This is a genomic window from Sphingomonas cremea (genome assembly GCF_021502585.1).
GTDB lineage: Bacteria > Pseudomonadota > Alphaproteobacteria > Sphingomonadales > Sphingomonadaceae > Sphingomicrobium > Sphingomicrobium cremea.
Window position 1 is genome coordinate 453105 of the sequence record NZ_JAKFGM010000002.1, and the last position, 24833, is coordinate 477937.

Here is a 24833-nt window from a genome sequence, read left to right on the forward strand (position 1 = left end):
CTTCAGGCCGCCCTGGAGGCGCGCTTGGGCTTCGCCGGAGCGGTTCGGGCACGGCCAATCCACACCCGCATCAGCGCCAGCAGAAGGTCTATGTCGACGGGCTTTGCGATATAGTCGGACGCGCCGGCATCGAGGCATTTTTGCCGGTCGCCCTTCATTGCCTTGGCGGTCACGGCAATGAGCGGAACGCCAGCGATTTCGGGCGTGCCGCGAATTCGCCGCATGGTTTCATAGCCATCCATATCCGGCATCATGATGTCGACCAGCGCGACGTCGATTTCCGGCGAGGCCTGGAGGATCGATATGCCCTCGGCGCCTCGCTCGGCATGGAGCACTTCGACGTCGTGCGATTCCAGCACGCTCGTTAGCGAGTAGATATTGCGGATGTCGTCGTCGATGATCAGGATCCGGCTTCCGGCAAGCTCGGGGATCGCTTCCCGCTTGATGGGCCGTGCGGCGCGGCGGGCCGACGGTTTGCTTTTCTTGCGCATCGAGCGCGCCGCTTCGGCGATCGAGCGGAACAATGCGCCAAGCTGTTCGCGATCCGCCGGCTTTTCGGTGACCTCCGCTGCCCCAAGTGTCAGGGCATGGGCCGCCTGCTCGGCACCGGAAATGACGTGGACCGGGATGTCTGCGGTGTCGGGATCGTGACGAAGCAGGTCGAGCAGCACGAAGCCGTCGATATCCGACAGGCCGAGGTCGAGCGTGATCGCGCTGGGCCGCATTTTTCGAACCATGGCAACGGTACCGGACCCGGCCGAGGAAATTACACCCTTCAGGCCTTGCTCATGCGCCATTTCGAGCAGGATGCTGGCGAAGGTCGGGTCGTCCTCAACGATCAGCACGAATGGATGGGAACCCAGTTCGTCGCGATCGTCGGGCGGAGCATAGCTGATTGTCGCGGGCGCTTCGGTAGCGACGATATCGACCGGCAATGCGGGAATGGCCAGCGGTCCGCCCAATGAATTGGGTGGGACGTAAAGGGTGAATGTCGACCCTTCGCCCGGGACCGAACGAACCTGAAGCTCTCCGCCCAGGAGCCGGGCGATCTCCCGGCTGATCGACAGGCCCAGGCCGGTACCGCCATATTTGCGGCTGGTCGTTCCGTCAGCTTGCTGGAACGCCTCGAAGATCAGCTTCTGCTTGTCCTGTGGAATGCCGATGCCAGTGTCGCAGACCGATATTTCGATTGCCTGCTCGGCCTCCCGAAGGATCGGATGGCTTGGGCTCCAGCCTTCGGTTGCCGTGCGCACCGACAGGGTCACGCCGCCCTGGGCGGTGAATTTGAACGCGTTGGAAAGCAGGTTGAGGACGACCTGCTGGAGCCGCTTTTCGTCGGTGCGGATCGTTGCGGGCAATGCCTCGTCGAATTCGACCTTGAAGGCGAGGCCTTTCTCCGACGCAAGCTGGCGGAAGGTTCGCTCCATATGCTGCTTGAGCCCGGCTAGTGGCATGTCGCCGATTTCGATCGACACGGTGCCTGACTCGATCTTCGAAAGATCGAGGATATCATTGATGAGATTCAGAAGGTCGGTGCCGGCGCTGTGGATGGTGCGCGCGAACTCGGTCTGCTTTTCGTTCAAATTGCCCTGCTGGTTGTCGGCCAGCAGCTTGGACAGGATCAGCAGCGAGTTGAGCGGGGTCCTGAGTTCGTGGCTCATATTCGCCAGGAATTCGGACTTGTACTTCGAAGTCAGCGCAAGTTGCTCCGCCTTCTCCTCGACCGCCCGGCGGGCCATGTCGATTTCGAAGTTCTTGGCCTCGACCTGACGCTTCTCATTTTCGAGAAGTTGCGCCTTCTCCTGCAGCTCCTCGTTGGTCGCATGCAGCTCTTCCTGTTTGGTCGTCAGCTCCGTCTGGCGCGCCTGCAATTCCTGCGTCAGCAACTGCGACTGGGCGAGCAGGCCCTCGGTGCGCATCGTCGCTGCGATCGTATTGAGAACGATCCCAACCGTTTCCATCAGCTGGTTGAGGAAACTGTGGTGAGTCTCGTTGAACTCCTCGAACGAGGCCAGTTCGATGACCGCCTTGACCTCATCCTCGAAGAGGGCGGGCAAGATGTTTATATTGACCGGGGCGGCTTTGCCGAGACCGGAGCCGATCTTGATGAAGTCGCCCGGGACCTCGTTGAGGCGGATCGGTCGCTTGTCGGCGGCGGCCTGGCCGATCAACCCTTCGCGCAGGTCGAACCGCTGTTTCAACTCGTCATGGCCCTCGGCGCCATAGCTGGCGACCAGCTCCATCCGCGTCTTTTCCTCCTCGCGGTTGGTAACGTAGAAGACGCCATACTGGGCGTTCACCAGCGGTGCGAGCTCGGACATGATAAGGTTGGAGATGGTGGCCAGGTCGCGCTCGCCCTGAAGCATTCGGCTGAAGCGGGCGAGGTTCGTCTTGAGCCAATCCTGCTCGGCATTCTTGAGCGTCTGATCCTTCAGGTTCCGGATCATTTCGTTGATGTTGTCCTTGAGCGCGGCCATTTCGCCCGACGCTTCCACGGCGATCGACCGGGTAAGGTCTCCCTTGGTCACCGCGGTCGCCACCTCGGCGATGGAGCGGACCTGGTTGGTGAGGTTGGCCGCCAGCTGGTTGACGTTGTCGGTCAGGTCGCGCCACAGGCCGGCCGCGCCGGGGACTCGGGCCTGCCCGCCAAGCTTGCCCTCGACGCCGACTTCGCGCGCCATGTTGGTCACCTGGTCGCCGAAGGTCGACAGCGTTTCGATCATTCCGTTGATCGTCTCGGCAAGCGCCGCAATCTCGCCCTTTGCGTCGAAGGTCAGCTTGCGCTTCAAATTTCCCTGCGCGACCGCCGTCACGACGTCGGCAATACCGCGCACTTGGTTGGTGAGGTTGGTCGCCATCAGGTTGACGTTGTCGGTCAGGTCCTTCCACGTACCGCCGACGCCAGGCACCTGGGCCTGGCCGCCCAGCTTGCCCTCGGTGCCGACTTCGCGAGCGACGCGGGTCACTTCCGATGCGAAGCCGTTCAACTGATCGACCATCGTGTTGATGGTGTTCTTGAGCTCCAGGATCTCGCCCTTCACGTCGACCGTGATCTTCTTGGAAAGGTCGCCGCGTGCGACGGCGGTGGTGACGTCCGCGATGTTGCGGACCTGGCCGGTCAAATTGTCTGCCATCAAATTGACGTTGTCGGTCAGGTCCTTCCACGTGCCGGCGACGCCGCGAACCTGGGCCTGGCCGCCCAGCTTGCCTTCGGTGCCGACCTCGCGGGCAACGCGAGTCACTTCGGAAGCGAAGCTGTTGAGCTGGTCGACCATCGTGTTGATGGTATTCTTGAGCTCCAGGATCTCTCCCTTCACGTCGACGGTGATTTTCTTCGAAAGGTCACCCGACGCCACCGCAGTGGTCACTTCGGCGATATTGCGGACCTGGCCGGTCAGGTTCGCGGCCATGGCGTTGACGTTGTCGGTCAGGTCCTTCCATGTGCCGCCGACGCCCTCGACTTGGGCTTGTCCACCGAGGCGGCCTTCGGTGCCAACCTCGCGGGCGACGCGGGTCACTTCGGAAGCGAAGCTGTTGAGCTGGTCGACCATCGTGTTGATGGTGTCCTTGAGCTCGAGGATTTCGCCTTTCACTTCGACGGTGATCTTCTTGGAAAGGTCGCCTCGCGCGACGGCGGTCGTCACCTCGGCGATGTTGCGGACCTGACCCGTGAGGTTGCCGGCCATGGCGTTCACATTGTCGGTCAAATCTTTCCACGTGCCGCCGACGCCCTCGACTTGGGCTTGTCCACCGAGGCGGCCTTCGGTGCCGACCTCGCGGGCGACGCGGGTCACTTCGGAAGCGAAGCTGTTGAGCTGGTCGACCATCGTGTTGATGGTGTTCTTGAGCTCGAGGATCTCGCCCTTCACGTCGACCGTGATCTTCTTGGAAAGGTCGCCACGGGCCACGGCGGTGGTCACCTCCGCGATGTTGCGAACCTGGCCGGTCAAATTGGCAGCCATCAGGTTCACATTGTCGGTGAGGTCGGCCCAGGTTCCGGCGACGCCCGGCACCTGTGCCTGACCGCCAAGCTTGCCCTCGGTACCGACTTCGCGCGCAACGCGGGTCACTTCCGAGGCGAAGCCGTTCAACTGATCGACCATCACGTTGATGGTGTTCTTGAGCTCGAGGATCTCGCCCTTCACGTCGACCGTGATCTTCTTCGACAAATCGCCGGAGGCGACCGCGGTGGTCACTTCAGCGATGTTGCGCACCTGGCCGGTCAGATTGTCGGCCATCAAGTTGACGTTGTCGGTCAGGTCTTTCCACGTGCCCGCCACGCCCGGCACCTGCGCCTGGCCGCCCAGCTTGCCCTCGGTTCCGACTTCGCGCGCGACGCGGGTCACTTCCGATGCGAAGCCGTTCAACTGATCGACCATCGTGTTGATGGTGTTCTTGAGCTCCAGGATCTCGCCTTTCACGTCGACCGTGATCTTCTTTGACAAATCGCCTGACGCCACCGCGGTGGTGACCTCGGCGATGTTGCGGACCTGGCCGGTCAGGTTGGCGGCCATCGAGTTCACATTCTCGGTAAGGTCGCGCCACGTGCCAGCGACGCCTTCGACGCGGGCCTGGCCGCCGAGCTTGCCCTCGGTGCCGACCTCGCGGGCGACGCGGGTCACTTCCGAGGCGAAGCTGTTGAGCTGGTCGACCATCGTGTTGATGGTGTTCTTGAGCTCCAGGATCTCGCCCTTCACGTCGACCGTGATCTTTTTCGACAAGTCGCCGAGTGCCACCGCCGTCGTCACCTCGGCGATATTGCGGACCTGGCCGGTCAAATTGGCAGCCATCAGATTGACGTTGTCGGTAAGGTCCTTCCAGGTGCCGGCGACGCCCTTCACATTGGCCTGGCCGCCGAGCTTGCCTTCGGTGCCGACTTCGCGGGCGACGCGGGTCACTTCCGAAGCGAAGGAGGCGAGCTGTTCGACCATGGTGTTGACCACCTTGCCGATGCGCAAGAATTCGCCGCGGAGCGCCCGGCCGTCGATTTCGACCGCCATGGTCTGCGACAGGTCGCCCTTGGCAACCGCGCCGATGACGCGGGCCACTTCGGTGGTCGGCTGGACCATGTCGTCGATCAATTCGTTGACTGCGCGCAGCTTGGTATCCCAGCCGCCGGTGGCGCCGCGAACCTTGGCCCGATGGCCGATCTTGCCTTCCTTGCCGACGATTTTGGAAAGCAGCTCAAATTCGTCGGTGATCTGTTGATTAAGGCCAACCACCTCGTTGAACAGGATGGCGATTTCGTTGTCGGCACCGTCTTCCGACAGGCGGACGGAAAAATCGCCTCGGCGCAATTTCTGGAGGGCGGAGATTAATTCGCGGCGGCTGACACCGAATTCCGATCGTGGGCTCTGCTTGTTCACGTCGCACCTCACACGCTGGGAGCAAGGAACGGCAGCTCCCCCCAAGCGTGAGAAAAACTTCAGCGTGAATTGAGTTCCGGTGTCCCGAAATTAAACGGAGGTTGTGGTGTGCTGGCTGCAAGTGCCCCTGCGCTGATTTCGGGACTTGGCCATTCCCCTGCATTTTCATCCGCTTGACTCTTAAAAACCTGAAGCGCAATTGGAACATATAGGGAACAAACAATGCGCGAGTCGGTTGATCATCTTGCCATGCTGAGGCAACAACTCGCCTGGATTGCGGGGGGCGAACGCTCGGTCGAAGTGGCGCGCTTCGCCACCGGCCATAAGGCGCTCGACGCAGCCTTGGGCGGGGGCCTCATGCGCGGACGGGTGCACGAGCTGTTCGCCGCCGAGGCCGATGATTCGGCCAGTTCGCTGGGCTTTGCCGCCATGCTCGCGATTCAAGCCGCGTTGGGCGGACCGATCCTTTGGCTCAAGACCGATGAGGCCGAGCGGCGCGGCGGCGGTTTCCATGCACCGGGCCTGGCTGAGCTGGGCGGCGATCCGGACGCACTGGTGCTGGGCCTGGCCCCCGACGCTAAGGCATTGCTCAAGGCCGCCGCGGACGCGGCGCGTTGCGCCGGACTGGGGGCGCTGATCGTCGAATGCTGGGGCAAGTGCCCGGTGCTCGACCTGACTGCCAGCCGACGCCTGGCGCTCGCTGCCGAGCAGTCGGGAATGACGCTGTTCCTGTTGCGGTTGGAGGCGGAGCCCGGCCCAAGCGCCGCCGACACGCGCTGGGCGGTCAGCGCTGCCCCTTCGCGCGTACTGGAGGCCAATGCGCCCGGGCCGCCTCAGTTTGAAATCGAATTGCTGCGCCGGCGCGCGGGCCCGTCGGGGATGCGCTGGCGCCTGGAGTGGGATCGTGACCGACTTGCCTTCAACGAACCGGCGCTACCTGGCGCTGTGGTTCCCCTTCCTTCCCACCGACCGGCTTCGGCGGACGGGCTGCGGCTTAGTGCCTGAGACGCCGCTCGCCTTCACCGAGAAGGTGAAGGCTGCGCTGCGGTTGGCGGCGGTCGACCAGGCGGCAACAGCGCTGGGGCTGGCGGCAGGAATGACCCCGGCAGATGCAAGGGCGCGGGTACCGGAACTCATTGTCTTCGACCGCGATGAGGCCGCCGATCGTGTCTGGCTCGAACGCATTGCCGACGGCTGCATTCGCTATACGCCAATGGTCGAAGTGGATTCGCCCGATGGCATCATCCTCGGCGTTACCGGCTGTGCGCACCTGTTCGGTGGTGAGGAGGGGCTGGTGGCGGATGTCGAGAAGCGCATGGCCGAGCTCGGCATGTCCATGCGCCATGCCTTCGCTGCTACTCCTTTCGCGGCCCATGCCCTCGCTCGCTTCCAGACGACGGAAGTTCGACAGCTGCCGGTGGCGTCGCTCGAGCTGGAACCGGAGGCGACGCAAGGGCTGCTCCGTGCTGGTTTGAAGACCATAAACGACATGGCGGCGCGGCCGATGGCGGCGATCGCGGCGCGCTTTGGCGGCGAGGCGGCGCAGGCCCTGCGCCATCTGCTGGGCGAGATCAGCAGGCCGATCACCCCACGCATCAAGCCCGCCCCAATCCTTGCCGAGCGGCGCTTTGCGGAACCGGTCGCACGGACCGAATATGCGCTGGAGACATTGGGCGAACTGGCCGCCGAAACCGTGCGCCAGCTCGAGCAAGTCGAGGCCGGGGGGAGGCAGTTCGAGGCCGCCTTTTTCCGCAGCGACGGCTTGGTGCGTCCACTGGTCGTCGAAACCAGCCAGCCGACCCGCAACGCTGCCCTGGTGGTCCGCCTGTTCGAGGAGCGGATCGAGGGACTGAGCGATCCGATCGACCCCGGCTTCGGGTTCGACCTCATCCGGCTGGCGGTGCCGGTAATCGAGCCGCTTGCCGCCGCGCAGCTCAAGCTGGAAGGCGGGCCGGCAAAGGATGCGGAGGTCGCCGCGCTGATCGACCGGCTGAGCACCCGGTTGGGGCGTAACCGGGTTCGCCGTCTGGTTCCCGTCGACACCCACATTCCCGAGCAGATGCAGCTCGCCTTGCCGGCGGTCGAGTCATGTGTGCCGGTCGCTGCTTGGCCAGTCCCGGAGCCCGGCGAACCGCCGATGCGTCCGCTTCACCTGTTCGACCCGCCCCAGCCGATCGAGGTGATCGCCGAAGTGCCCGATGGCCCGCCGTATCGCTTCCGCTGGCGCCGCGTTTTCCATGAGGTACGTCGGTTCGAGGGGCCGGAGCGAATCGCCAGCCTATGGTGGAAACGGCGCGACGGCGAGGTCGATCGTCCCGGCCTTACGCGTGACTATTACCGGATCGAGGACGCGCGCGGCCGTCGCTTCTGGGTCTTCCGTCATGGGCTCTATGACGAAAAGCCCGATCCCGGCTGGTATCTCCACGGGCTGTTCGCATGAGCGCCTTCGCCGAGTTGGTCGCGGCGACCAATTACAGCTTCCTGCGAGGAGCATCGCATCCGTCGGACATGGTCGCAAAGGCGCTGGAACTGGGCATGGCCGGGATCGGCATCGCCGATCGCAACAGCGTCGCCGGCGTGGTCCGCGCCTGGGTCGCGATCAACGATGCGAAGGAACAAGCGCGGGCAGCGCTGGCCGGCGAGATCGATTTCAAGCTGGCGGTCGGTGCACGGCTGGTGTTCGCCGACGCCACTCCCGACGTCATTGCCTATCCAGCCACGCGCCGCGGCTGGGGGCGGCTTACCCGGCTGCTGACCGTCGGCAACCGCCGGGCGAAGAAAGGAGATTGTCACCTCTATTTCGGCGACCTCCTTGCCCATGCCGAGGATCTGCTGCTGATCGTCATGGCCGAGAAAAGGCATGAATTCCTGTTGCGTCGCTTGGCCGAAGCGCGGCCAGGCACGGTGTGGCTGGGCGCCGCCATGCCGCGGGCGGGAAGCGACGACAGGCGGGTGGCGAAGCTGAAGCGGCTTTCGCAGGGTACCGGAATTCCGTTGCTCGCGACCAACGACGCGCTTTACGCCTCGCCCGCCGATCGGCCGCTGCACGACATCGTCACCTGCATCCGCGAGGGCGCAACGATCCAGACGGCAGGCCGGCTGCTCGCGGCCAATGCCGAGCGGCATTTGAAGCCGCCGCGGGAAATGGCGCGGCTGTTCAGCGATTTCCCCGAGGCGGTCGAAGAAAGCCTCAACTTCCTGAGGCGCATCGACTTCACGCTCGACCAGCTGCGCTACGAATATCCGCATGAGCCGGTGCCCGACGGCTGGACGGCGCAAGGCTGGCTTGAGCATCTGGTGACTGGGGAGGCCAACCGCCGATTTCTCAACGGTTTGCCTACCAAATGGCGAAAGGTGCTGGATGAGGAGTTCGGCCTTATCCGCAAATGCCAATACGCCAACTATTTCCTGACCGTGCATGACATTGTCCGCTTTGCGCGAAGCCAGGAACCGCCGATCCTCTGCCAGGGGCGCGGGTCGGCCGCCAATTCGCTGGTCTGTTACCTGCTCGGGATTACCGCGATCGACCCGGTCGAGAACAACCTCCTCTTCACTCGTTTCCTCTCGGAAGAGCGCCGCGAGCCGCCCGACATCGATGTCGACTTTGAGCATGAGCGCCGCGAGGAGGTGATGCAGTATATTTATGAGCGCTACGGCCGGGAACGGGCGGGGATCGCCGCGACCGTGATTCACTATCGTTCGCGAAGCACGGTGCGCGAGGTTGGCAAGGCTTTGGGCCTGTCGGAGGATGTCACCGCCAAGCTCGCCAGCACCACCTGGGGCAGCTACGAAAATGATTTGGAGGACGGGCGGTTCGCCGAGGCCGGGCTGACGCTCGCCAATCCCGAGATCGCGCGAATGAAGGCGCTGGTCGACCGGCTGCTACGCTTCCCCCGCCATTTGTCGCAGCATGTCGGGGGCTTCGTGCTGACCGAGGGACGGCTGGACGAGATGGTGCCGATCCACAATGCGGCAATGCAGGACCGCACTTTCATCGAATGGGACAAGGACGACATCGACGCATTGGGCCTGATGAAGGTCGATGTGCTCGCGCTCGGCATGCTGACCTGCATCCGCAAAAGCTTCGATCTGATGCGGCTGCACGGGCTTGGCGATTATCGGCTCGACACGATCCCGCTCGAGGATCCGGCTGTCTATGACATGCTGTGCAAGGGCAACAGCATCGGCGTGTTCCAGGTCGAAAGCCGGGCCCAGATCAATATGCTGCCCAGGCTCAAGCCGCGCTGCTTTTACGATTTGGTGATCGAGGTGGCGCTGGTCCGTCCCGGGCCGATCGAGGGCGATATGGTCCATCCCTATCTTCGTCGCCGCAATGGGGAAGAGAAGGCCGACCTGCCATCACCGGGGCCGGAATATCCCGCCGACGAATTGAAGACTGTGCTCGGCCGCACCTTTGGCGTGCCGCTGTTCCAGGAACAGGCGATGAAGATCGCCATCGTCGCGGCGGGTTTCACGCCGGACGAGGCCAACGGCCTTCGCCGGGCCATGGCCACCTTCCGCAACGCCGGAACGATCCATCGCTATGAATCGAAAATGGTCGAGGGGATGGTGCGGCGCGGTTACGACCGAGTCTTCGCGGAGCGCTGCTACAACCAGATCAAGGGCTTCGGAAGCTATGGATTTCCCGAAAGCCATGCCCAGAGCTTTGCCAAGCTGGTCTATGTTTCGGCCTGGCTAAAATGCCATCATCCGGCGGTGTTCACCTGCGCGCTGCTCAACTCGCAGCCGATGGGGTTCTATGCCTCCGCCCAATTGGTCCGCGACGCACGAGAGCATGGGGTGGAGGTGCGCGGCGCGGATATCAACGCCAGCGGATATGACAATCTGCTGGAACGGCGTGACGATGGATCGCTCGCGATCCGCCTGGGTTTCCGCCAGATCGACGGTTTCCGCGAGGATTGGGCGACCGAACTGGTCGCGGCGCGGGGCGCGGGCTTCACTCATGTCGAACAGCTGGCGCAGCGCGCCGGATTGCCGTCGCGCGCGCTAAGATTGCTTGGCGATGCCGATGCCTGCGGCTCGATCGGGCTCGGCCGGCGCGAGGCATTATGGGAAGCGCGGCGGACTCCGCAGGGTGTGCTGCCGCTATTCGCCGCGGCCGAGGCGGCGGAGCTGGGCGAGGAGGCGGACGCCAGGCTGCCGGCGATGCCGCTGCCGGAGGAGATCGTCACCGATTACCAGGTGATACGCCTGTCGCTCAAAGGCCATCCGATGCAATTTTTGCGTGGAGCGTTCGAGCCGGAGGGCGTGCTGAGCTGCATGGGCGCGGCCAAGGCGCGCAATGGCTCGATCATCCGGGTCGCCGGTGTGGTGCTGATCCGCCAGCGGCCGGGCAAGGGCAATGCCCTTTTCATCACGCTGGAGGATGAAACCGGAATCACCAACGTGCTGCTGTGGGCTCGCGATTTCGAACGCTATCGCCGCGCGGTGATGGCCGCCCGGCTGATGGAGGTAGAAGGCGAGATCCAGCGGAGCAAGGAAGGGGTGATGCACCTGATGGCGCGGCGGGTGTTCGACCGCAGCGCACTGCTAAGCAGCCTTACCGAACGCGAACCGCCGACCAATGAACCCTATCCACGTCACGGCCATCCCAGGAACGTTCGCGTCCTCCCGAAATCGCGCGATTTCCACTGAAATCAGAGCGCCTCGACGATCGTCACATTGGCGATTCCGCCGCCTTCGCACATGGTCTGGAGACCATAGCGCTTGCCGCGCGCGCGAAGCGCATGGACCAACGTCGCCATCAGCTTGGCACCGCTCGCCCCCAAGGGATGGCCGAGCGCAATTGCACCGCCGTTGACGTTGAGCCGATCCGGGTCGGCGCCGATTTCCTTCAGCCAGGCCAGCGGCACCGGCGCGAAGGCCTCGTTGACTTCGTAAAGGTCGATCTCGTCGAGCTTGCGCCCCGACCGCTGAAGCGCACGGCGGGTCGCGGGGATCGGTTCCTCCAGCATGATCACCGGGTCGCCGGCGGTGACCGTCAGATTATCGATCCGGGCAATGGGGGTGAGGCCGTGCTGCTTGAGTCCCTGCTCCGAAACGATCAGCACGCCCGACGCACCATCGCAGACCTGGCTGGCATTGCCGGCGGTGATCATGCCGTTGGCGGTAATCGTCTTCAGTTCGGCAAGGCCTTCAAGGCTTGCATCGGCGCGGATGCCTTCGTCGCGGTCGTGGCGCCGCGCATTGCCTTCCTTGTCGACGCCCTCAAGGATGACGATCTCCCGCTCAAATGCCTCGCTGTCCGCCGCCGCGGCCGCCTTGCGGTGGCTCGACAAGGCAAAGGCGTCGAGCTCTTCGCGGCTGAATCCGTAAATCTGGGCCATCATCTCGGCGCCGGTGAACTGGCTGAATTCATTGACGCCGTAACGGTCCCTGATCGACTTGGGCCATGGCCCGATGCCGATGCCGGCCTGCATCGGCAGGATAACCGGCGTCCCCATCGGCACGCGCGTCATGCTTTCAACGCCAGCGGCGATGACCATGTCCTGCGTCCCGCTCATCACGGCCTGCGCGGCGAAATGCAGCGCCTGCTGGGAGCTGCCACACTGCCTGTCGATGCTGACGGCCGGGACGCTGTCGGGAAGATCGGAAGCCATCACCATGTTGCGGCCGATATGGAAGCTTTGCTCGCCGACCTGGCTGACGCACCCGACAATGACATCCTCGATCGCGGCGGGGTCGATGCCGCTGCGCTGGACCAATGCGTCAAGTACCGCGGCGCCAAGGTCGGCCGGGTGCCAATCGCGCAAGGCGCCGCCACGTCGCCCGCCCGCAGTGCGCAGCGCTTCCACGATATAGGCTTCGGCCATCAACTGCTCCTTGGTTCGGTTGACCAGGCGAGGACGAACGTTCCCCCGCTGCTCAGGCTTCTCGCTACGTCATTGTCGACCAGGGCGCATTCACCTGGATTGATCCCGCCAGCAGGCGCGTCGATGGGAAGCAGTTGCACGTCGCGCAATGCGGCGGGCAATTCGGGTGGAGACTTAACGCACCAGGCAACCCCGAAATGAGGTCCGTCGACCAACACGCGGCTTTCGTTGTCGACCCTGGTATCGAGCGAATTATGATGCGGGCGGGGCATGACGACGCCGGCCGCTTCATCGAGGTGAAGCTCGCGTGGGCGACCGTAATCGTAGAGGCGATAAGTGAGGTCGACGGCCTGCTGGATCTCAAGCACGGTGAGGCCGGGCCCAAGCGCATGGATCGTTCCAGCGGGATTAAAAATGAAGTCGCCCTTTTTCGGCTTCCGCCAATCGATCAGATCAACGATCGACCCGTCCCGCGCCGCGGTCATTAACTGGGCAGGCGCAAGGTCGCGAACCGTGCCGATACCAAGCTCGGCATCCTCGGCAACGTCTAGCACGATCCAACACTCGTCCTTGCCGCGAGCATAACCGCGTTCCTGCGCCGTCTTGTCGTCGGGATGGACCTGGATCGACAGCCGCTCAGTGGTAAAGAGATATTTCGCCATCACGTCGAGCTCTCGGCCCGACGGCGGCTCAAACCAAATCTCGCCAACCTGTCGACCGGGTTCGACCGCGAAGCGAGGGTCGATTCCGCGCCTGCCCCATGGCTTTTCGACGATCCTGGTGGCGAGCTTTTGCACTTCGCTCAACTCAGCGCTGCCACAAGATCCTTCAGCGGAAGGAAGGCGAAGCCGATCGAGCTGTCCGAGATGCCATATGGCATGAACAATTGGTCGCCGACGCGCATGCCGCCGCATGTATAGACGACGTTCGGGACGTAGCCGTTGCGGTCATCGTCCTCTGCCTCGAGGATCGGATAGCGAGTGCGGCCGAGGATTTTCGAAGGATCGTCGCGGTCGAGCAGAACCGCCCCCAGCGCATATTGCCGCATGGCGCCGACACCGTGGGTCAGTACCAGCCAGCCTTCGTCAATAAGGATAGGTGCCCCGCAATTGCCGATCTGAATGAACTCCCACGCATATTTCGGCCCCATCAACAGGTCGCCGCCGTCCCATTGCGTGAGATCGTCCGACCTCAACAGGAACATGTTCTGCCCGTCTTGCCGGCCGAGCATCATATATTGTCCGCCAATTTTCTGCGGGAACAGCGCCATTCCCTTGTTGCGGGCCGCTTCGCCGGTCATCGGGATAAGATCGATCGAGCGGAAATCGCAGGTCCGCATCAACTCGGAACGAATGCCCTTGCCGGAATAGGCGGTGTAGGTGCCGATATATTCCTGACTACCATCGTCATGGGTGAAATAGGTTAGCCGGAGATCCTCGAGCCCGTTGGACTGTGCCGGTGTAACCGGAAAAATCACCGTTCCCGACAAATTGGCATCTTCGTGCCGGTAGACCGTAACCGGCCCGTCGATCACCTGGTCCAGCTCGGGCGAGTCCGCGGCCGTCGCGAACGGCGGCTCGGGCGCCAGCTGGAGTCCGCCGCTGGCCGACACCAGTCCCTCTCGAAAGGCGATCGAACTGATATGGCCTTCGCCGACGGCGCGAAGCGACAGCAAAATTCGAGTGGTGTGCCGGTCGAGCCCCGTCTGGTCGGGGTGAGGCACAATGCTGGGATTCATCAGCGCCGCCGCGGCGTAGCTATATTCCTGGCAGAAATAGGCACCGATCAGCTGCTGCCGCTTGTCGCCGATTCCTTCCAGCGACAGGTTGAGAAGGGAGCAAATCTCCTTGAAGCGGTTGAGGAAGACCTTGCGAGTCTGCCAGTGGCGCTGTTCGAAGTCCTGCATCACCATTCTGAGCTGGCGGCCGATCTCGCGATCATCGAGTTTCAGTACTGAATCAACCAGCCGGCCCGCACGGCCCGGGTCGGACCGATTGCCCTGCCAGGCAAGGTGGAACGGCCGTACGACGACTCGGGCAGGGTCCGCCTTCAGTCGTAGCGGGTGGAGTTGGGATTGGATCATGAGTCTCTAGGAAGCGGCGAGGGTCCTCGTATCTGCTTCCACACGGCTCTCCTGTCCAGCCTGTTTGGTCAGGCCGAAGCTCTCCCGCATCGTCAACGCGGCGAGGTGGAGCGCCAGGATCGACTCCGCGCCCTGGTTGCGGTTGATCCCGGTGGCCATCAGGCCATCGAAACAGCTCCCGTCCCTGGCGTCGGCCAAGGGGGCGCCGGCGTCGTTGTCGCCAAAGAACCAGGCAAATGCGTCGCGGGCCACCTGGCTCCATCCCCCATGCTTGCTCGCTTCATGGGCGGCGGAAGCTGCATCGATCGTCGCTACCGCTTCCACCGGCTGCTGGTCGAAGGCCAGCGGCGGTGCATAAGGCCGGCTGAAGCCCTTGCAGCCAACCGGCCGGAACGTTCCGCGCGGACCGGTTTGCTGTCGAACAAGCCAATCAAGCGTGGCAAGGCCACGTTCGACCATCGACGGCTCACCGAGCACCATTCCCGCCCGGATCAGCGCCTCCGGCAGGCGGGCATTGTCATAGGCAAGCTCCGGCTCGAACCAGTCCCAGTCGTCCCGGGAGTAGCGGAAATGCAAGTGCGTCAGCAGCTCGGCGGATTGTCCGAGCAGCCATCGCGACAGATCGTGATCGGGCCTGGCCTGAAGCAACTCGTAACCGCCGAGTGCGGCAAAAGCCTTGGCCCGAGGCGCACCAAGCTCGCCAGCGAGGGGCGCGGCTTCTTCAAACAATTGCAGCGCCCAATCGCGCAATCCGGGGGACGGCGATCGTGCTGCCGTCATGCCGAGCGCCCACAGCGTGCGGCCATTGCTGTCTTCCGAGCCCGATGATTCAAGCCACTGCCGGTCATAGCCCATGAAATTGCGGAACCGGCGCAAGTCGCGATTCCAACCATGCTGGACGAAGGCAGCGAATATCGGAGCCAGAGTGGCCGCCTCCTCGTCATTCCGTCGAACCGCAACCATTAGCGCCCGGGCATTATCGTCGATGCAATAGCCGTGATTGCGATCCGGCATCGAATAGACCGCATGCTGCAGCATGCCGACCCCGTCGGTCATTCGCCGGATCGCGTCGAGCGGCAGGGCGGGGGAGCGGGGCAGTAGCGGACGCACGGTCGACTTGGGTTTCTCCGCCAGCGGCCCGAGCGAACGTTCGACCACCCGGGGCCAGAGCATTTCGCGGCCCCGGCGATAGGCTGATCGAGCCAGCGAATGGCGCTGCTCGTCGTTTGAAAGCAGGTCGTTCGTGGCTATCGCCAAGGCAGCAGGATCGCCGGGGGAGACGATCAGTCCATGTCCGTCGGACAATATTTCCCGCGCATGGGCGTAAGGGGTCGCAATGACCGGCTTTCCGACTGCTACCGCATAGCTGAGAGTTCCCGAGGTCACCTGCGCCATGTTGAGGTAGGGCGTGACATAGATGTCCGCCGCCTGGAGCATGTCGAGCAGCTCTTCCTGTTCAACGAACCGATCGACAAAGCGCACATGATCTTCGACGCCCAAATCGCGGGCGAGATCGATCAGCATAGTGCGATGACTTTCACCTGCATTGCGGACCAGATTCGGGTGGGTAGCGCCGACGATTTCGTAGAGTGCGTCTGGATGTTCCTTCACGATCGCCGGCATCGCCTCGATCATGTGGCGGATGCCCTTGTCAGGCGTAATCAGCCCGAACGTCATCAGCACTTTGCGTCCCTGCCAGTCGAATTGCGGCTTTAACTCATCAGGATCGCGCAGCGGTCGATCAGGGACCCCGTGGGGGATGACACTGATACGGCCCGGCGAAACGCCGTATCGCCGTTCCAAAATTTCCGCGCCAGTCTTGGCCATGACGATTGTCCGCTCGGCGCGGGCGATGAGCCGGTTCAGCACCGCTTCCTGCTCGTCGCTCGGATGCTCCAGCACCGTATGCAGGGTGACGATCAGAGGCAATTTCGTCGCGCTGGTAAGCTCAAGGATGTCGCAACCGGCAGCTCCGCCGAAGATTCCAAATTCATGCTGCAGCCAGATCGCCTCGGCCCCGCTCGCCTTGATCCGCTCGGCCGCATCGCGATACGCGGCGGGGTTTTCGGCGTCGATCGTGACGATGGGATCCGGGTAACTAACGCCCGACCCGTCATCCATCGCATAATGGTCCAGCTTCATCGTCGGGTAGCGTTGGCGAAGCGCGTCGGCGACATCGCTGGTGTAGGTGGCCAATCCGCATCGGCGCGGCAATGCATTGCCGATCAGCGCCAGATGATGGAACGGCGCCGACCGCGCGGAGATGCGTTCGTCGTCGTGATTGGTCAGGAAATCGGACTCGAACATTACGCCTCAGTTTCACGAATGGGTGCTAGGCGGCCGAAGAGCCGCATATGTCCCAACGATTGGAACGGACTCTGGTTCATACCACGTTCGCGCTCGCACAAGAAATTATTGTGCGATGCAGCAATGCTTGCGCAACTTGATCGGTCTGCCGCCCCGTGTCAGGCGGCGATTTCGGCCGGATCGAGTCTGTCGACGCTTGGCAATTCTCCGGCCAGGGCGGCATCGAACTGCTCCCGGTCGAGCGCATTCTCCCAGCGGGTGACGACCACAGTGGCGACCGCATTGCCAATGAAGTTGGTTAGGCTTCGGCACTCGCTCATGAAGCGGTCAATGCCGAGTATCAGCGCCATTCCCGCGACAGGTACAGAGGGCACGATCGACAGGGTCGCGGCCAGGGTGATGAAGCCGGCGCCTGTTACGCCCGCCGCGCCCTTCGACGACAGCATTGCCACCGAAAGCAAAAGCAGCTGCTCGCCAAGGCTGAGATGAACGCCCGTCGCCTGGGCAATGAACAGTGCAGCCAGCGTCATGTAAATATTGGTGCCGTCGAGATTGAACGAATAGCCGGTCGGCACGACCAGTCCGACAATCGACTTTGGGCAGCCGGCTCGCTCCAGCTTTTCGATCAGCGAGGGTAGGGCGCTTTCGCTCGATGAGGTGCCGAGCACCAGCAGCAGTTCGGCTTTGAGGTAAGCGATCAGCCTGAAGATGGAGAAGCCGGCAAGTTTCGCGACAGTGCCGAGGACGACCAGCACGAAAAACAGCGCGGTCGCATAGAAGGTCGCGACGAGCGTGGCGAGGTTCGCCAGCGTCCCAATTCCATATTTGCCGATGGTAAAGGCCATCGCCCCGAACGCTCCGACCGGGGCAATCGCCATGATGATCGCAACGAGCCTGAACATGACCAGCGAAAGCTGGTTCAAAAGGTCGAGAATCTTTGTCCCCCTGTCGCCGACCAGGGCCAGCGCGATGCCGAACAGGATCGACGCGAGCAGGGTCTGGAGGATGTGCCCGGCTGTCAGCGCGGACAGGAAAGTATCGGGGATGATGTCGAGCAGGAAGCCGGTCAGCGTGGTGTCATGGGCTTGGGCGGAATAATCGCCGATCTGCGACGTATCGAGGGTCGACGGGTCGATATTGAGCCCTTCGCCCGGCCGGACGACATTGGCGACGACCAGGCCGACAATCAGCGCCAGGGTGGAGAAGAAGAGGAAATAGGCAAACGCCTTCAATGCCACCCGTCCGACACGCCTCAGGTCGCGCATGCCGGCGATGCCGGTGACGATGGTGAGGAAGATCACCGGGGCGATGATCATCTTGATCAGCTTGATGAAACCGTCGCCAAGCGGCTTGAGCGCTTCGCCGGTAGCGGGCCAGAAATGGCCAACGATCACCCCCAGTATGATCGCAACCAGTACCTGGACATAAAGATGCCGATACCAGGGCTTGGCCGCCGGCACCGTCGCGTCCTTGTCGAAATTGATTGTCATCGCTTCCCCTCAGGCGCGAGCAAAGCGGGAGCGCCGCGCTTTGGCAAGCGGCGAGGCTTGCGCTAGGGCGCGAAGCGATGAGTGCGACGCTTGTTTCGAACCTCGGCTGGTTCCCGGCCAGCTGGCGCGGCCGACCGGCCCGCCAGATGCCGGCCTATGCTGATGAAATGCTGCTGAACGCGGTCGAAGCGCGGCTGTCGGGCGCAGGGCCGGTGGTCGCCTGCGAGGATGCGGCGCTACTCCGCTCGGCTATGGCCGAACTGGCCCAAGGGCGTGGCTTCCTGCTTCAGGGCGGCGACTGCGCTGAGAGCTTTGACGATCCGGTTGCCGAACAGGTGGCAGGGATTGCCGGCCTGTTCGACGCGATGTCCGAACGGCTCAAGCCTGCCCTCAATGGTCCCCTGATCGAAGTGGCGCGGATCGCGGGCCAGTTCGCAAAGCCGCGCAGCGCGCATGAGGAAACGCGCGACGGCGTCACGCTACCCGCGTACCGCGGCGACATTGTCAACGGAATCGAGTTCGAGGCGGCCGTGCGCAAGGCGGATCCACAGCGGATGCTTCGGGCGCACATGCAGTCGGTCGGCACGGCCGCCAGCCTTTCTGCAGCACGAGCTACCGGGGCCCCGATCTTCACCAGTCACGAGGCATTGCTACTCCCCTATGAGGAGCCTTTGACTCGTCGGGACTCGGCTGGCCGGTGGTGGGCGACTTCGGGCCACATGCTATGGCTTGGCGATCGGACCCGGCAGGTCGACGGCGCCCATGTCGAATATTTGCGCGGGATCGAGAATGTCGTCGGCGTGAAGTGTGGGCCTAGCCTGACTGCCGACGAATTGATGCACCTGGTGAACCGGCTCGACCCACTCAACAGCGACGGCAAGCTGGTGCTCATCGGGCGCTTTGGGGCGAGGAAGATCGGTGAGCTTTTGCCCCCGTTGATGCGCGCATTGAAGAGCGAGGGCCGGGCGGTCGTCTGGACGATCGATCCGATGCACGGCAACACCAGCATGACCGGCAAGCGCAAAGTGCGCCGGCTGCCCGATATCCTTGCGGAGATCGACGCTTTCTTCGCGATTGCCCGATCCGAAGGGGTGCATGGTGGCGGAGTGCATCTGGAAATGAGTGCATTGGACGTCACCGAATGCTTGGGCGGGCGCGGGCCGGCGTCGATCGACGAGCTGGAGAAGAATTGGCTTACCGCCTGCGACCCGCGCCTTAATCGCGCCCAGGCTATCGACCTTGCGACCCATGTCGCGGAGCTGCTTGGTTGAAGCTGGTTGCGACCCCGGGCTCGTTCGTGACAGGCGAGGCGGCAATCCCGGGCGACAAGAGCTGCTCGCACCGCGCCCTGATTCTCGGTGCAATGGCGGAAGGCGAGACCCGGATCAGCGGCATGCTCGAAAGCGACGATGTGCTTGCCACTGCGCGAGCGATTGAGGCGTTTGGGGCGAGGGTCGATCACAGCGATGGCGGCAAGTGGATTGTTCGCGGCGGTACGTGGCGCTCGCCCGGTTCGATCGACTGCGGCAATAGCGGGACGACTGCCCGGCTTCTGATAGGTGCGGTCGCAGGAATGCCGGCGGTCCGTGCGGTCTTTACCGGCGATGAATCGCTGTCGACCCGGCCGATGCAGCGGTTGACTGTCCCGCTCGAGCGGATGGGGGCGATCATCGAGGGCGGCGATCGGCTGCCTTTGACGGTTCAGGGCACGCAACTGGGTGGGATCGACCATCGCAACGTGCCCGCCTCGGCCCAGGTTAAATCGGCGGTCCTGCTCGCCGGTCTTGGAACGAATGCCCCGGTATCAATCACCGAGCCGATGCCCAGCCGCAATCACACCGAATTGATGCTGGCTCGGTTCGGGTGCGAACTTGAGTATTCGGAGACGCCAGGTGGGCAAGTTACTCGACTGGGCCGGCGCCGGACGCTCGTGGGGTGCGAGATCAAGATTGGAGCCGATCCCTCGTCCGCCGCTTTTCCGCTCGTCGCAGCGGCGATCGTGCCAGGGTCCGACGTGCTTGTCCGGGGCATGCTGGTCAATCCACTGCGCACTGGGCTTTACGAAACCATGGAAGCAATGGGCACAGACATAAGGCTTTCCAACGAGCGCTTGCAGTCGGGCGAAATCGTTGCCGATGTCCGAATTACGCATTCGCACCTCCGGCCGTGCCACGTTAGACCCGAGCAAATCCCGGCGATGATCGATGAGATTCCTGCCCTGGCTGTCGCCTGCGCTTTCGCCGATGGGGAAAGCTTGATCGAGGGGCTCGGCGAATTGCGGGTCAAGGAAAGCGACCGATTGGGCGCCATTGTCGCGGGGCTCGCCGCATGCGGGGTCGTTGCGATGGTGCACGGGGACACGCTGCGAATTTTCGGACGCGGCCAGGTGCAAGGCGGTGCAAACGTCGCGACCCAGGGAGATCACCGCATTGCCATGGCTTTCCTGGCGCTCGGCCTGGCCGCCGAACAGCCGGTCGAGGTAGACCGGGCCGAAATGATTGCCACCAGCTTTCCCGGCTTTACGGAGGTGATGCAGGCACTGGGGGCCGACCTAAGATGAGCATCAACAGCTTCGGCCACTTGTTCCGACTGACGACCTGGGGCGAGAGCCATGGGCCTGCGATCGGGTGCGTCGTGGACGGCTGTCCGCCGGGGTTGGAGCTTGATGACACGTGGGTCCAACGCTTCCTCGATCTTCGCCGGCCGGGGACGTCCAAGAACGTCTCTCCGCGGCAGGAGCCAGACCGTGTACAGATCCTCTCTGGAGTTTACGAGGGCCGCACCACAGGTACGCCGATCGCGATGACGATCGAAAATGTCGATGCTCGAAGCGCCGACTATCCCATCGATGCCCCCTATCGGCCAGGGCATGCCGATTTCGCCTACGACGCAAAATACGGTCTTCGCGACCCTCGTGGCGGGGGACGTGCCTCGGCTCGTGAAACGGCGATGCGGGTCGCCGGCGGGGCGGTGGCGCGGCTCGTGATTCCAGAGGTTGAGATTGCCTCGGCCGTGGTCGAGATCGGCGGCGATGCGGACGAAAGCCGCTGGGAAGCCATACTCGATGAGGCGCGCGCTGCGGGCGACAGCCTGGGCGCCATTGTCGAATGCATTGCAACGGGCGTGCCCTCCGGTTGGGGTGCACCGGTTTACGCCAAGCTTGATGCCAAGCTGGCGGGGGCGTGCATGGGCATTAACGCGGCCAAGGGAGTCGAGATCGGCGACGGATTCGGCGCGGCGCGATTGAAGGGAAGCGAAAATGCCGACGCGATGCGCTCCGACGGCCGTTTCGAATCAAACCATGCCGGCGGGATCTCCGGTGGAATCTCGACTGGGCAGGCGATCGTCGTCCGGGTCGCATTCAAACCGACCTCGTCGATCCGTGTGCCCGTGCCCAGCATCGATGCGTCGGGCCGCGAAATGGATGCGGTGACCAAAGGCCGTCATGATCCTTGCGTCGGGATAAGGGGCGGACCCGTAGTCGAAGCGATGGTTGCGCTTGTCCTGGCGGACCAGAAGCTGCTTCACCGGGGCCAGTGCGGCTAATGGCATTTGAATCGGTCGAACGGTTCCAAACAGTCCTTGCAGCGCCATTGCGCCTTGCACGGGGTTGATCCGAAGCGGCTGACCTCCTCGGTATTGGTCGATCTGCAGCGCGGGCAGGTTGCAGACTTGGCGAGATCCGGCGGTGCGATGCCATAGGCGAGAAGCTTGGCCTTGCCCTCCTCGCTGATCCAATCGGTCGTCCATGGCGGGGCGAGCCGGGTTTCGATGGCAACGTCGCGATAGCCCGCAGCGTCGAGGGCATCGCGGATGCTTTGTTCGATAAACTGGGTAGCGGGGCAGCCCGAATAGGTTGGGGTGATGATCACCCTGTCTTCTTCAACCGAGCGGACAATTCCAAGATCGAGCACCGACACGGCCGGGATTTCCGGATCGGGAACATCCTTGAGGACGGTCCAGATATCGCGGACGCCCATCACACCCGCTCGAGCGCCAGCGCGATTCCCTGGCCGACGCCAATGCACATGGTCGCTAGCGCGTAGCGATGCGAACCCTGCTGCAGCTCCTCGGTCGCGGTCAGCGCGAGCCGCGCACCCGACATGCCCAGCGGATGGCCGAGCGCGATCGCGCCGCCATTGGGGTTCACTCGGGGGTCCTCATCCTCAAGGCCGAGCTGGCGAATCACGGCCAGTCCCTGGGCGGCAAATGCTTCGTTGAGTTCGATCACGTCGATATCGGAGATGTTGAGGCTGAGCCGGGCAAGCAATTTCTCGGAAGCCGGCGCCGGACCGATGCCCATAATCCGTGGCGGAACCCCGGCAACGGCCGCGCCCAAGATGCGCGCACGTGGAGTCAGGCCGTGGCGCCTGGCCGCTTCCTCGCTGGCGATGATGAGCGCCGCCGCACCGTCATTGACGCCCGACGCATTTCCGGCAGTCACCGAACCGTCGCCCCGGACGATCGGCTTCAGCCGGGCGAGTGCGTCGATGCTGGTGAGGCGCGGATGCTCGTCGGTATCGACGACGATCGCATCACCTTTGCGCTGGGGAATGGTGACCGCCACGATTTCCTTCGACAGCCGCCCATTTTTTTGAGCGGCAGCGGTCTTTTGTTGGCTACGAAGCGCGAACTTGTCCTGGTCCTCGCGGCTGATCTGATACTCCTCGGCCACATTCTCTGCCGTGGACGGCATGGTGTCGTCGCCATAAGCGTCACGCATCTTCGGATTGACGAAGCGCCAGCCGATGGTGGTGTCGTAAATCTCCGCATTTCGGTCGAATGCGCTCATCGCCTTGGGCATGACGAACGGCGCTCGGCTCATGCTTTCGCTGCCGCCGGCAATGATCAGCTCGGCGTCGCCGCCGCGGATCGCACGCGCGGCCATCGCCACGGCGTCCAGACCTGAGCCGCATAAACGGTTGAGCGTCACACCGCCCGAGCTGTCGGGCAGCCCTGCGAGCAGCCCGGCCATCCTTGCCAGGTTGCGATTGTCCTCGCCGGCCTGGTTGGCGCAGCCGAGGATGACGTCGTCGAGCGTCAGCCAGTCGACCTGGTGGTTGCGGTCCTTGAGGGCACGGATCGGGATTGCGGCAAGGTCGTCGGCGCGGACCGAGCTCAGTGCGCCGCCATAGCGGCCGATGGGAGTGCGGATGGCGTCGCAGACGAAGGCTTCTTTCATGGGCGTCACCTAGGGTCGTGGCCCCCAACCGGCAAGTGTTATGCCTAGACGATCGCTCCGCCAATTTCGCGCGACAGGCCCTGGAATTCGGCGACGGTGCGGCCGTCGTCCGCCTTGACCTGCACCGCATAAACCCCACTGCGGCCGCTGCGAGAGCGCTCCACTGCCTCGGCAATTAGGGTTTCGCCGACCTTGGCCGGTGACAGGAAGCTGATCGCGGCATGAGCCGCCACTGTGGTCGCGTTGCGGCTGTTGCAGGCATAGGCAAAGGCGCTGTCGGCTAGGCTGAAAATCATCCCGCCGTGGACGATGCCGTGACCGTTGGCCATGTCGGGGCGGAGCAGCATCCGCACCCGGGCATATCCCTCACGCGATTCCTCGATGACCAGCCCCCAGCTAGGGCCTGTGCCTTCCTTCGACAGCATGGTGTCGGCGACGCGCCGGGCGAGCGCGTCAGCTTCGCTGGCGCTCATTCGGCGTCGATCACTCCGCGGCGGATCTGGTCGAGCTCGATCGATTCGAACAGTGCCTTGAAATTGCCCTCGCCGAAGCCCTCATTGCCCTTGCGCTGGATGATTTCGAAAAAGATCGGGCCGATCACATTCTGGGTGAAGATCTGAAGCAGCAGGCCCTGGCCCTCGGTTGGTGCGCCATCGAGCAGGATGCGGCGCTTCTCTAGCTCAGCGGTCGGCTCGCCGTGATCCTTCACCCTCTCGTCGAGCAGTTCATAATAGGTGTCCGGAGTGTCCTGAAAGGGAATCCCGCGCGATCGAAGAATGTCGACGCTCCGGTAAATGTCGTCGCTGCCCAGCGCGATGTGCTGGATGCCTTCGCCCTTATATTCGCGCAGGAACTCCTCGATCTGGCTCTTGTCGTCTTGGCTCTCGTTCAAGGGGATGCGGATCTTGCCGCACGGGCTGGTCATCGCCTTGGAGAAGAGGCCAGTGATCTTCCCTTCGATGTCGAAATAGCGGATTTCCTTAAAGTTGAAGAGCCGCTCGTAAAATTCGGCCCAATGATTCATCCGCCCGCGGTTCACATTGTGAGTTAGGTGATCAAGATAGGTGAGGTGCGTGGCGTTGGTCGCTTCTTTCTCGGCAGCGTCGGGATCGAAGTCGAAATCGACGTCGTAGATGGTACCACCGTTCCCGTATCGGTCGACCAGATAGAGCCGCGACCCGCCAATTCCTTCGATGCAGGGGATATCGAGCTCGCCCGCGGCAACGTCATTCTCAACGTTGGTTGCGCCCAATTCGAGTGCGCGCTGATGGGCTGCCTTGGCATCCTTGACCCGGAACGCCATGGCGCAGGCACAGGGCCCGTGAAGCTCCGCGAACTTTTCGGCGAAGCTTGCCGGCTCGGCATTGATGATGAAGTTGATGTCGCCCTGACGATGAAGCGTGACGTTCTTGCGCTTGTGCCGGGCGACGGCGGGAAAGCCCATCTTGGTGAACAGGCCGCGCAGCAGCTCGGGATCGGGGGCGGCATATTCGACGAACTCGAAGCCGTCGGTGCCCATCGGATTCTCAAGGCCCAGCGGGCCGAGCTCGACGGAAGTGGCAGTGGCCATGA

Annotated in this window: 16 protein-coding genes; 6 read left to right on the top strand and 10 right to left on the bottom strand. The window is 63.3% G+C overall.

The genetic code is table 11. The annotated features are described in order from the left end of the window. Positions 1-2: 2 nt before the first annotated feature. Entirely contained in the window at positions 3-5366 is a 5364-nt protein-coding gene (locus tag LVY65_RS08755) for a HAMP domain-containing protein (protein ID WP_235067662.1), read from the bottom strand. A gap of 222 nt (positions 5367-5588) precedes the next feature. On the opposite strand from LVY65_RS08755, the gene LVY65_RS08760 reads away from it, so the two are divergent. From LVY65_RS08760 to LVY65_RS08770, 3 genes are read left to right on the top strand one after another with little or no spacing between them, the layout of a single operon-like run. Continuing rightward, positions 5589-6371 (top strand): ImuA family protein, encoded by a 783-nt coding sequence (locus tag LVY65_RS08760; RefSeq protein ID WP_235067664.1) that lies wholly within the window; start codon positions 5589-5591, stop codon positions 6369-6371. Continuing rightward, complete coding sequence (locus LVY65_RS08765; protein WP_235067666.1) at positions 6271-7806, top strand: Y-family DNA polymerase; 1536 nt, start codon at positions 6271-6273, stop codon at positions 7804-7806. Before LVY65_RS08760 ends, LVY65_RS08765 begins: the two co-directional genes overlap by 101 nt. After that, positions 7803-11021, top strand: a complete 3219-nt coding sequence (locus LVY65_RS08770) for an error-prone DNA polymerase (RefSeq protein WP_235067667.1) — start codon at positions 7803-7805, stop codon at positions 11019-11021. Before LVY65_RS08765 ends, LVY65_RS08770 begins: the two co-directional genes overlap by 4 nt. Positions 11022-11023: 2 nt before the next feature. Here the strand turns inward: LVY65_RS08770 and LVY65_RS08775 are convergent, their stop codons facing one another. The 5 genes from LVY65_RS08775 to LVY65_RS08795 all read right to left on the bottom strand — a co-directional run bounded on the left by LVY65_RS08775 (position 11024) and on the right by LVY65_RS08795 (position 18079). Then, a complete protein-coding gene (locus LVY65_RS08775; protein ID WP_235067668.1) occupies positions 11024-12199 on the bottom strand; it encodes an acetyl-CoA C-acetyltransferase in 1176 nt (391 codons plus the stop codon). Continuing rightward, positions 12199-12996: a class I mannose-6-phosphate isomerase gene (locus LVY65_RS08780; protein WP_408021986.1), complete on the bottom strand. Its 798-nt coding sequence runs from the start codon at positions 12994-12996 to the stop codon at positions 12199-12201. Before LVY65_RS08780 ends, LVY65_RS08775 begins: the two co-directional genes overlap by 1 nt. Positions 12997-13001: 5 nt before the next feature. Further along, on the bottom strand, positions 13002-14282 hold the full coding sequence (locus tag LVY65_RS08785; RefSeq protein WP_235067670.1) for a glycoside hydrolase family 130 protein: 1281 nt from the start codon (positions 14280-14282) through the stop codon (positions 13002-13004). A 6-nt stretch (positions 14283-14288) separates the two neighbouring features. After that, positions 14289-16589 (bottom strand): glycosyltransferase family 4 protein, encoded by a 2301-nt coding sequence (locus tag LVY65_RS08790; RefSeq protein WP_235067671.1) that lies wholly within the window; start codon positions 16587-16589, stop codon positions 14289-14291. A 158-nt stretch (positions 16590-16747) separates the two neighbouring features. Continuing rightward, positions 16748-18079, bottom strand: a complete 1332-nt coding sequence (locus LVY65_RS08795; protein WP_235067672.1) for a dicarboxylate/amino acid:cation symporter — start codon at positions 18077-18079, stop codon at positions 16748-16750. A gap of 77 nt (positions 18080-18156) precedes the next feature. Between LVY65_RS08795 and LVY65_RS08800 the strand changes: the two genes are divergently transcribed. From LVY65_RS08800 to LVY65_RS08810, 3 genes are read left to right on the top strand one after another with little or no spacing between them, the layout of a single operon-like run. Continuing rightward, complete coding sequence (locus tag LVY65_RS08800) at positions 18157-19350, top strand: 3-deoxy-7-phosphoheptulonate synthase (protein ID WP_235067673.1); 1194 nt, start codon at positions 18157-18159, stop codon at positions 19348-19350. Further along, on the top strand, positions 19347-20639 hold the full coding sequence (gene aroA / locus LVY65_RS08805) for a 3-phosphoshikimate 1-carboxyvinyltransferase (protein ID WP_235067674.1): 1293 nt from the start codon (positions 19347-19349) through the stop codon (positions 20637-20639). Before LVY65_RS08800 ends, aroA begins: the two co-directional genes overlap by 4 nt. Beyond that, a complete protein-coding gene (locus LVY65_RS08810) occupies positions 20636-21625 on the top strand; it encodes a chorismate synthase (RefSeq protein ID WP_235067676.1) in 990 nt (329 codons plus the stop codon). Before aroA ends, LVY65_RS08810 begins: the two co-directional genes overlap by 4 nt. Here LVY65_RS08810 and paaD read toward each other — a convergent pair. The 4 genes from paaD to hppD are packed head-to-tail and all read right to left on the bottom strand — an operon-like array spanning position 21622 to position 24831. Further along, positions 21622-22059, bottom strand: a complete 438-nt coding sequence (gene paaD, locus LVY65_RS08815) for a 1,2-phenylacetyl-CoA epoxidase subunit PaaD (RefSeq protein ID WP_235067677.1) — start codon at positions 22057-22059, stop codon at positions 21622-21624. The two genes, LVY65_RS08810 and paaD, sit on opposite strands and share 4 nt — an antisense overlap. Then, a complete protein-coding gene (pcaF, locus tag LVY65_RS08820) occupies positions 22059-23261 on the bottom strand; it encodes a 3-oxoadipyl-CoA thiolase (RefSeq protein ID WP_235067678.1) in 1203 nt (400 codons plus the stop codon). Before pcaF ends, paaD begins: the two co-directional genes overlap by 1 nt. Before the next feature lie 44 nt (positions 23262-23305). Further along, positions 23306-23734, bottom strand: coding sequence for a hydroxyphenylacetyl-CoA thioesterase PaaI (paaI, locus tag LVY65_RS08825; protein ID WP_235067679.1), 429 nt, complete (start codon positions 23732-23734; stop codon positions 23306-23308). Next, the gene (gene hppD / locus LVY65_RS08830; RefSeq protein ID WP_235067680.1) at positions 23731-24831 is read right to left on the bottom strand and encodes a 4-hydroxyphenylpyruvate dioxygenase; all 1101 of its coding nucleotides are present in this window, start codon (positions 24829-24831) and stop codon (positions 23731-23733) included. Before hppD ends, paaI begins: the two co-directional genes overlap by 4 nt. Positions 24832-24833: the final 2 nt, after the last annotated feature.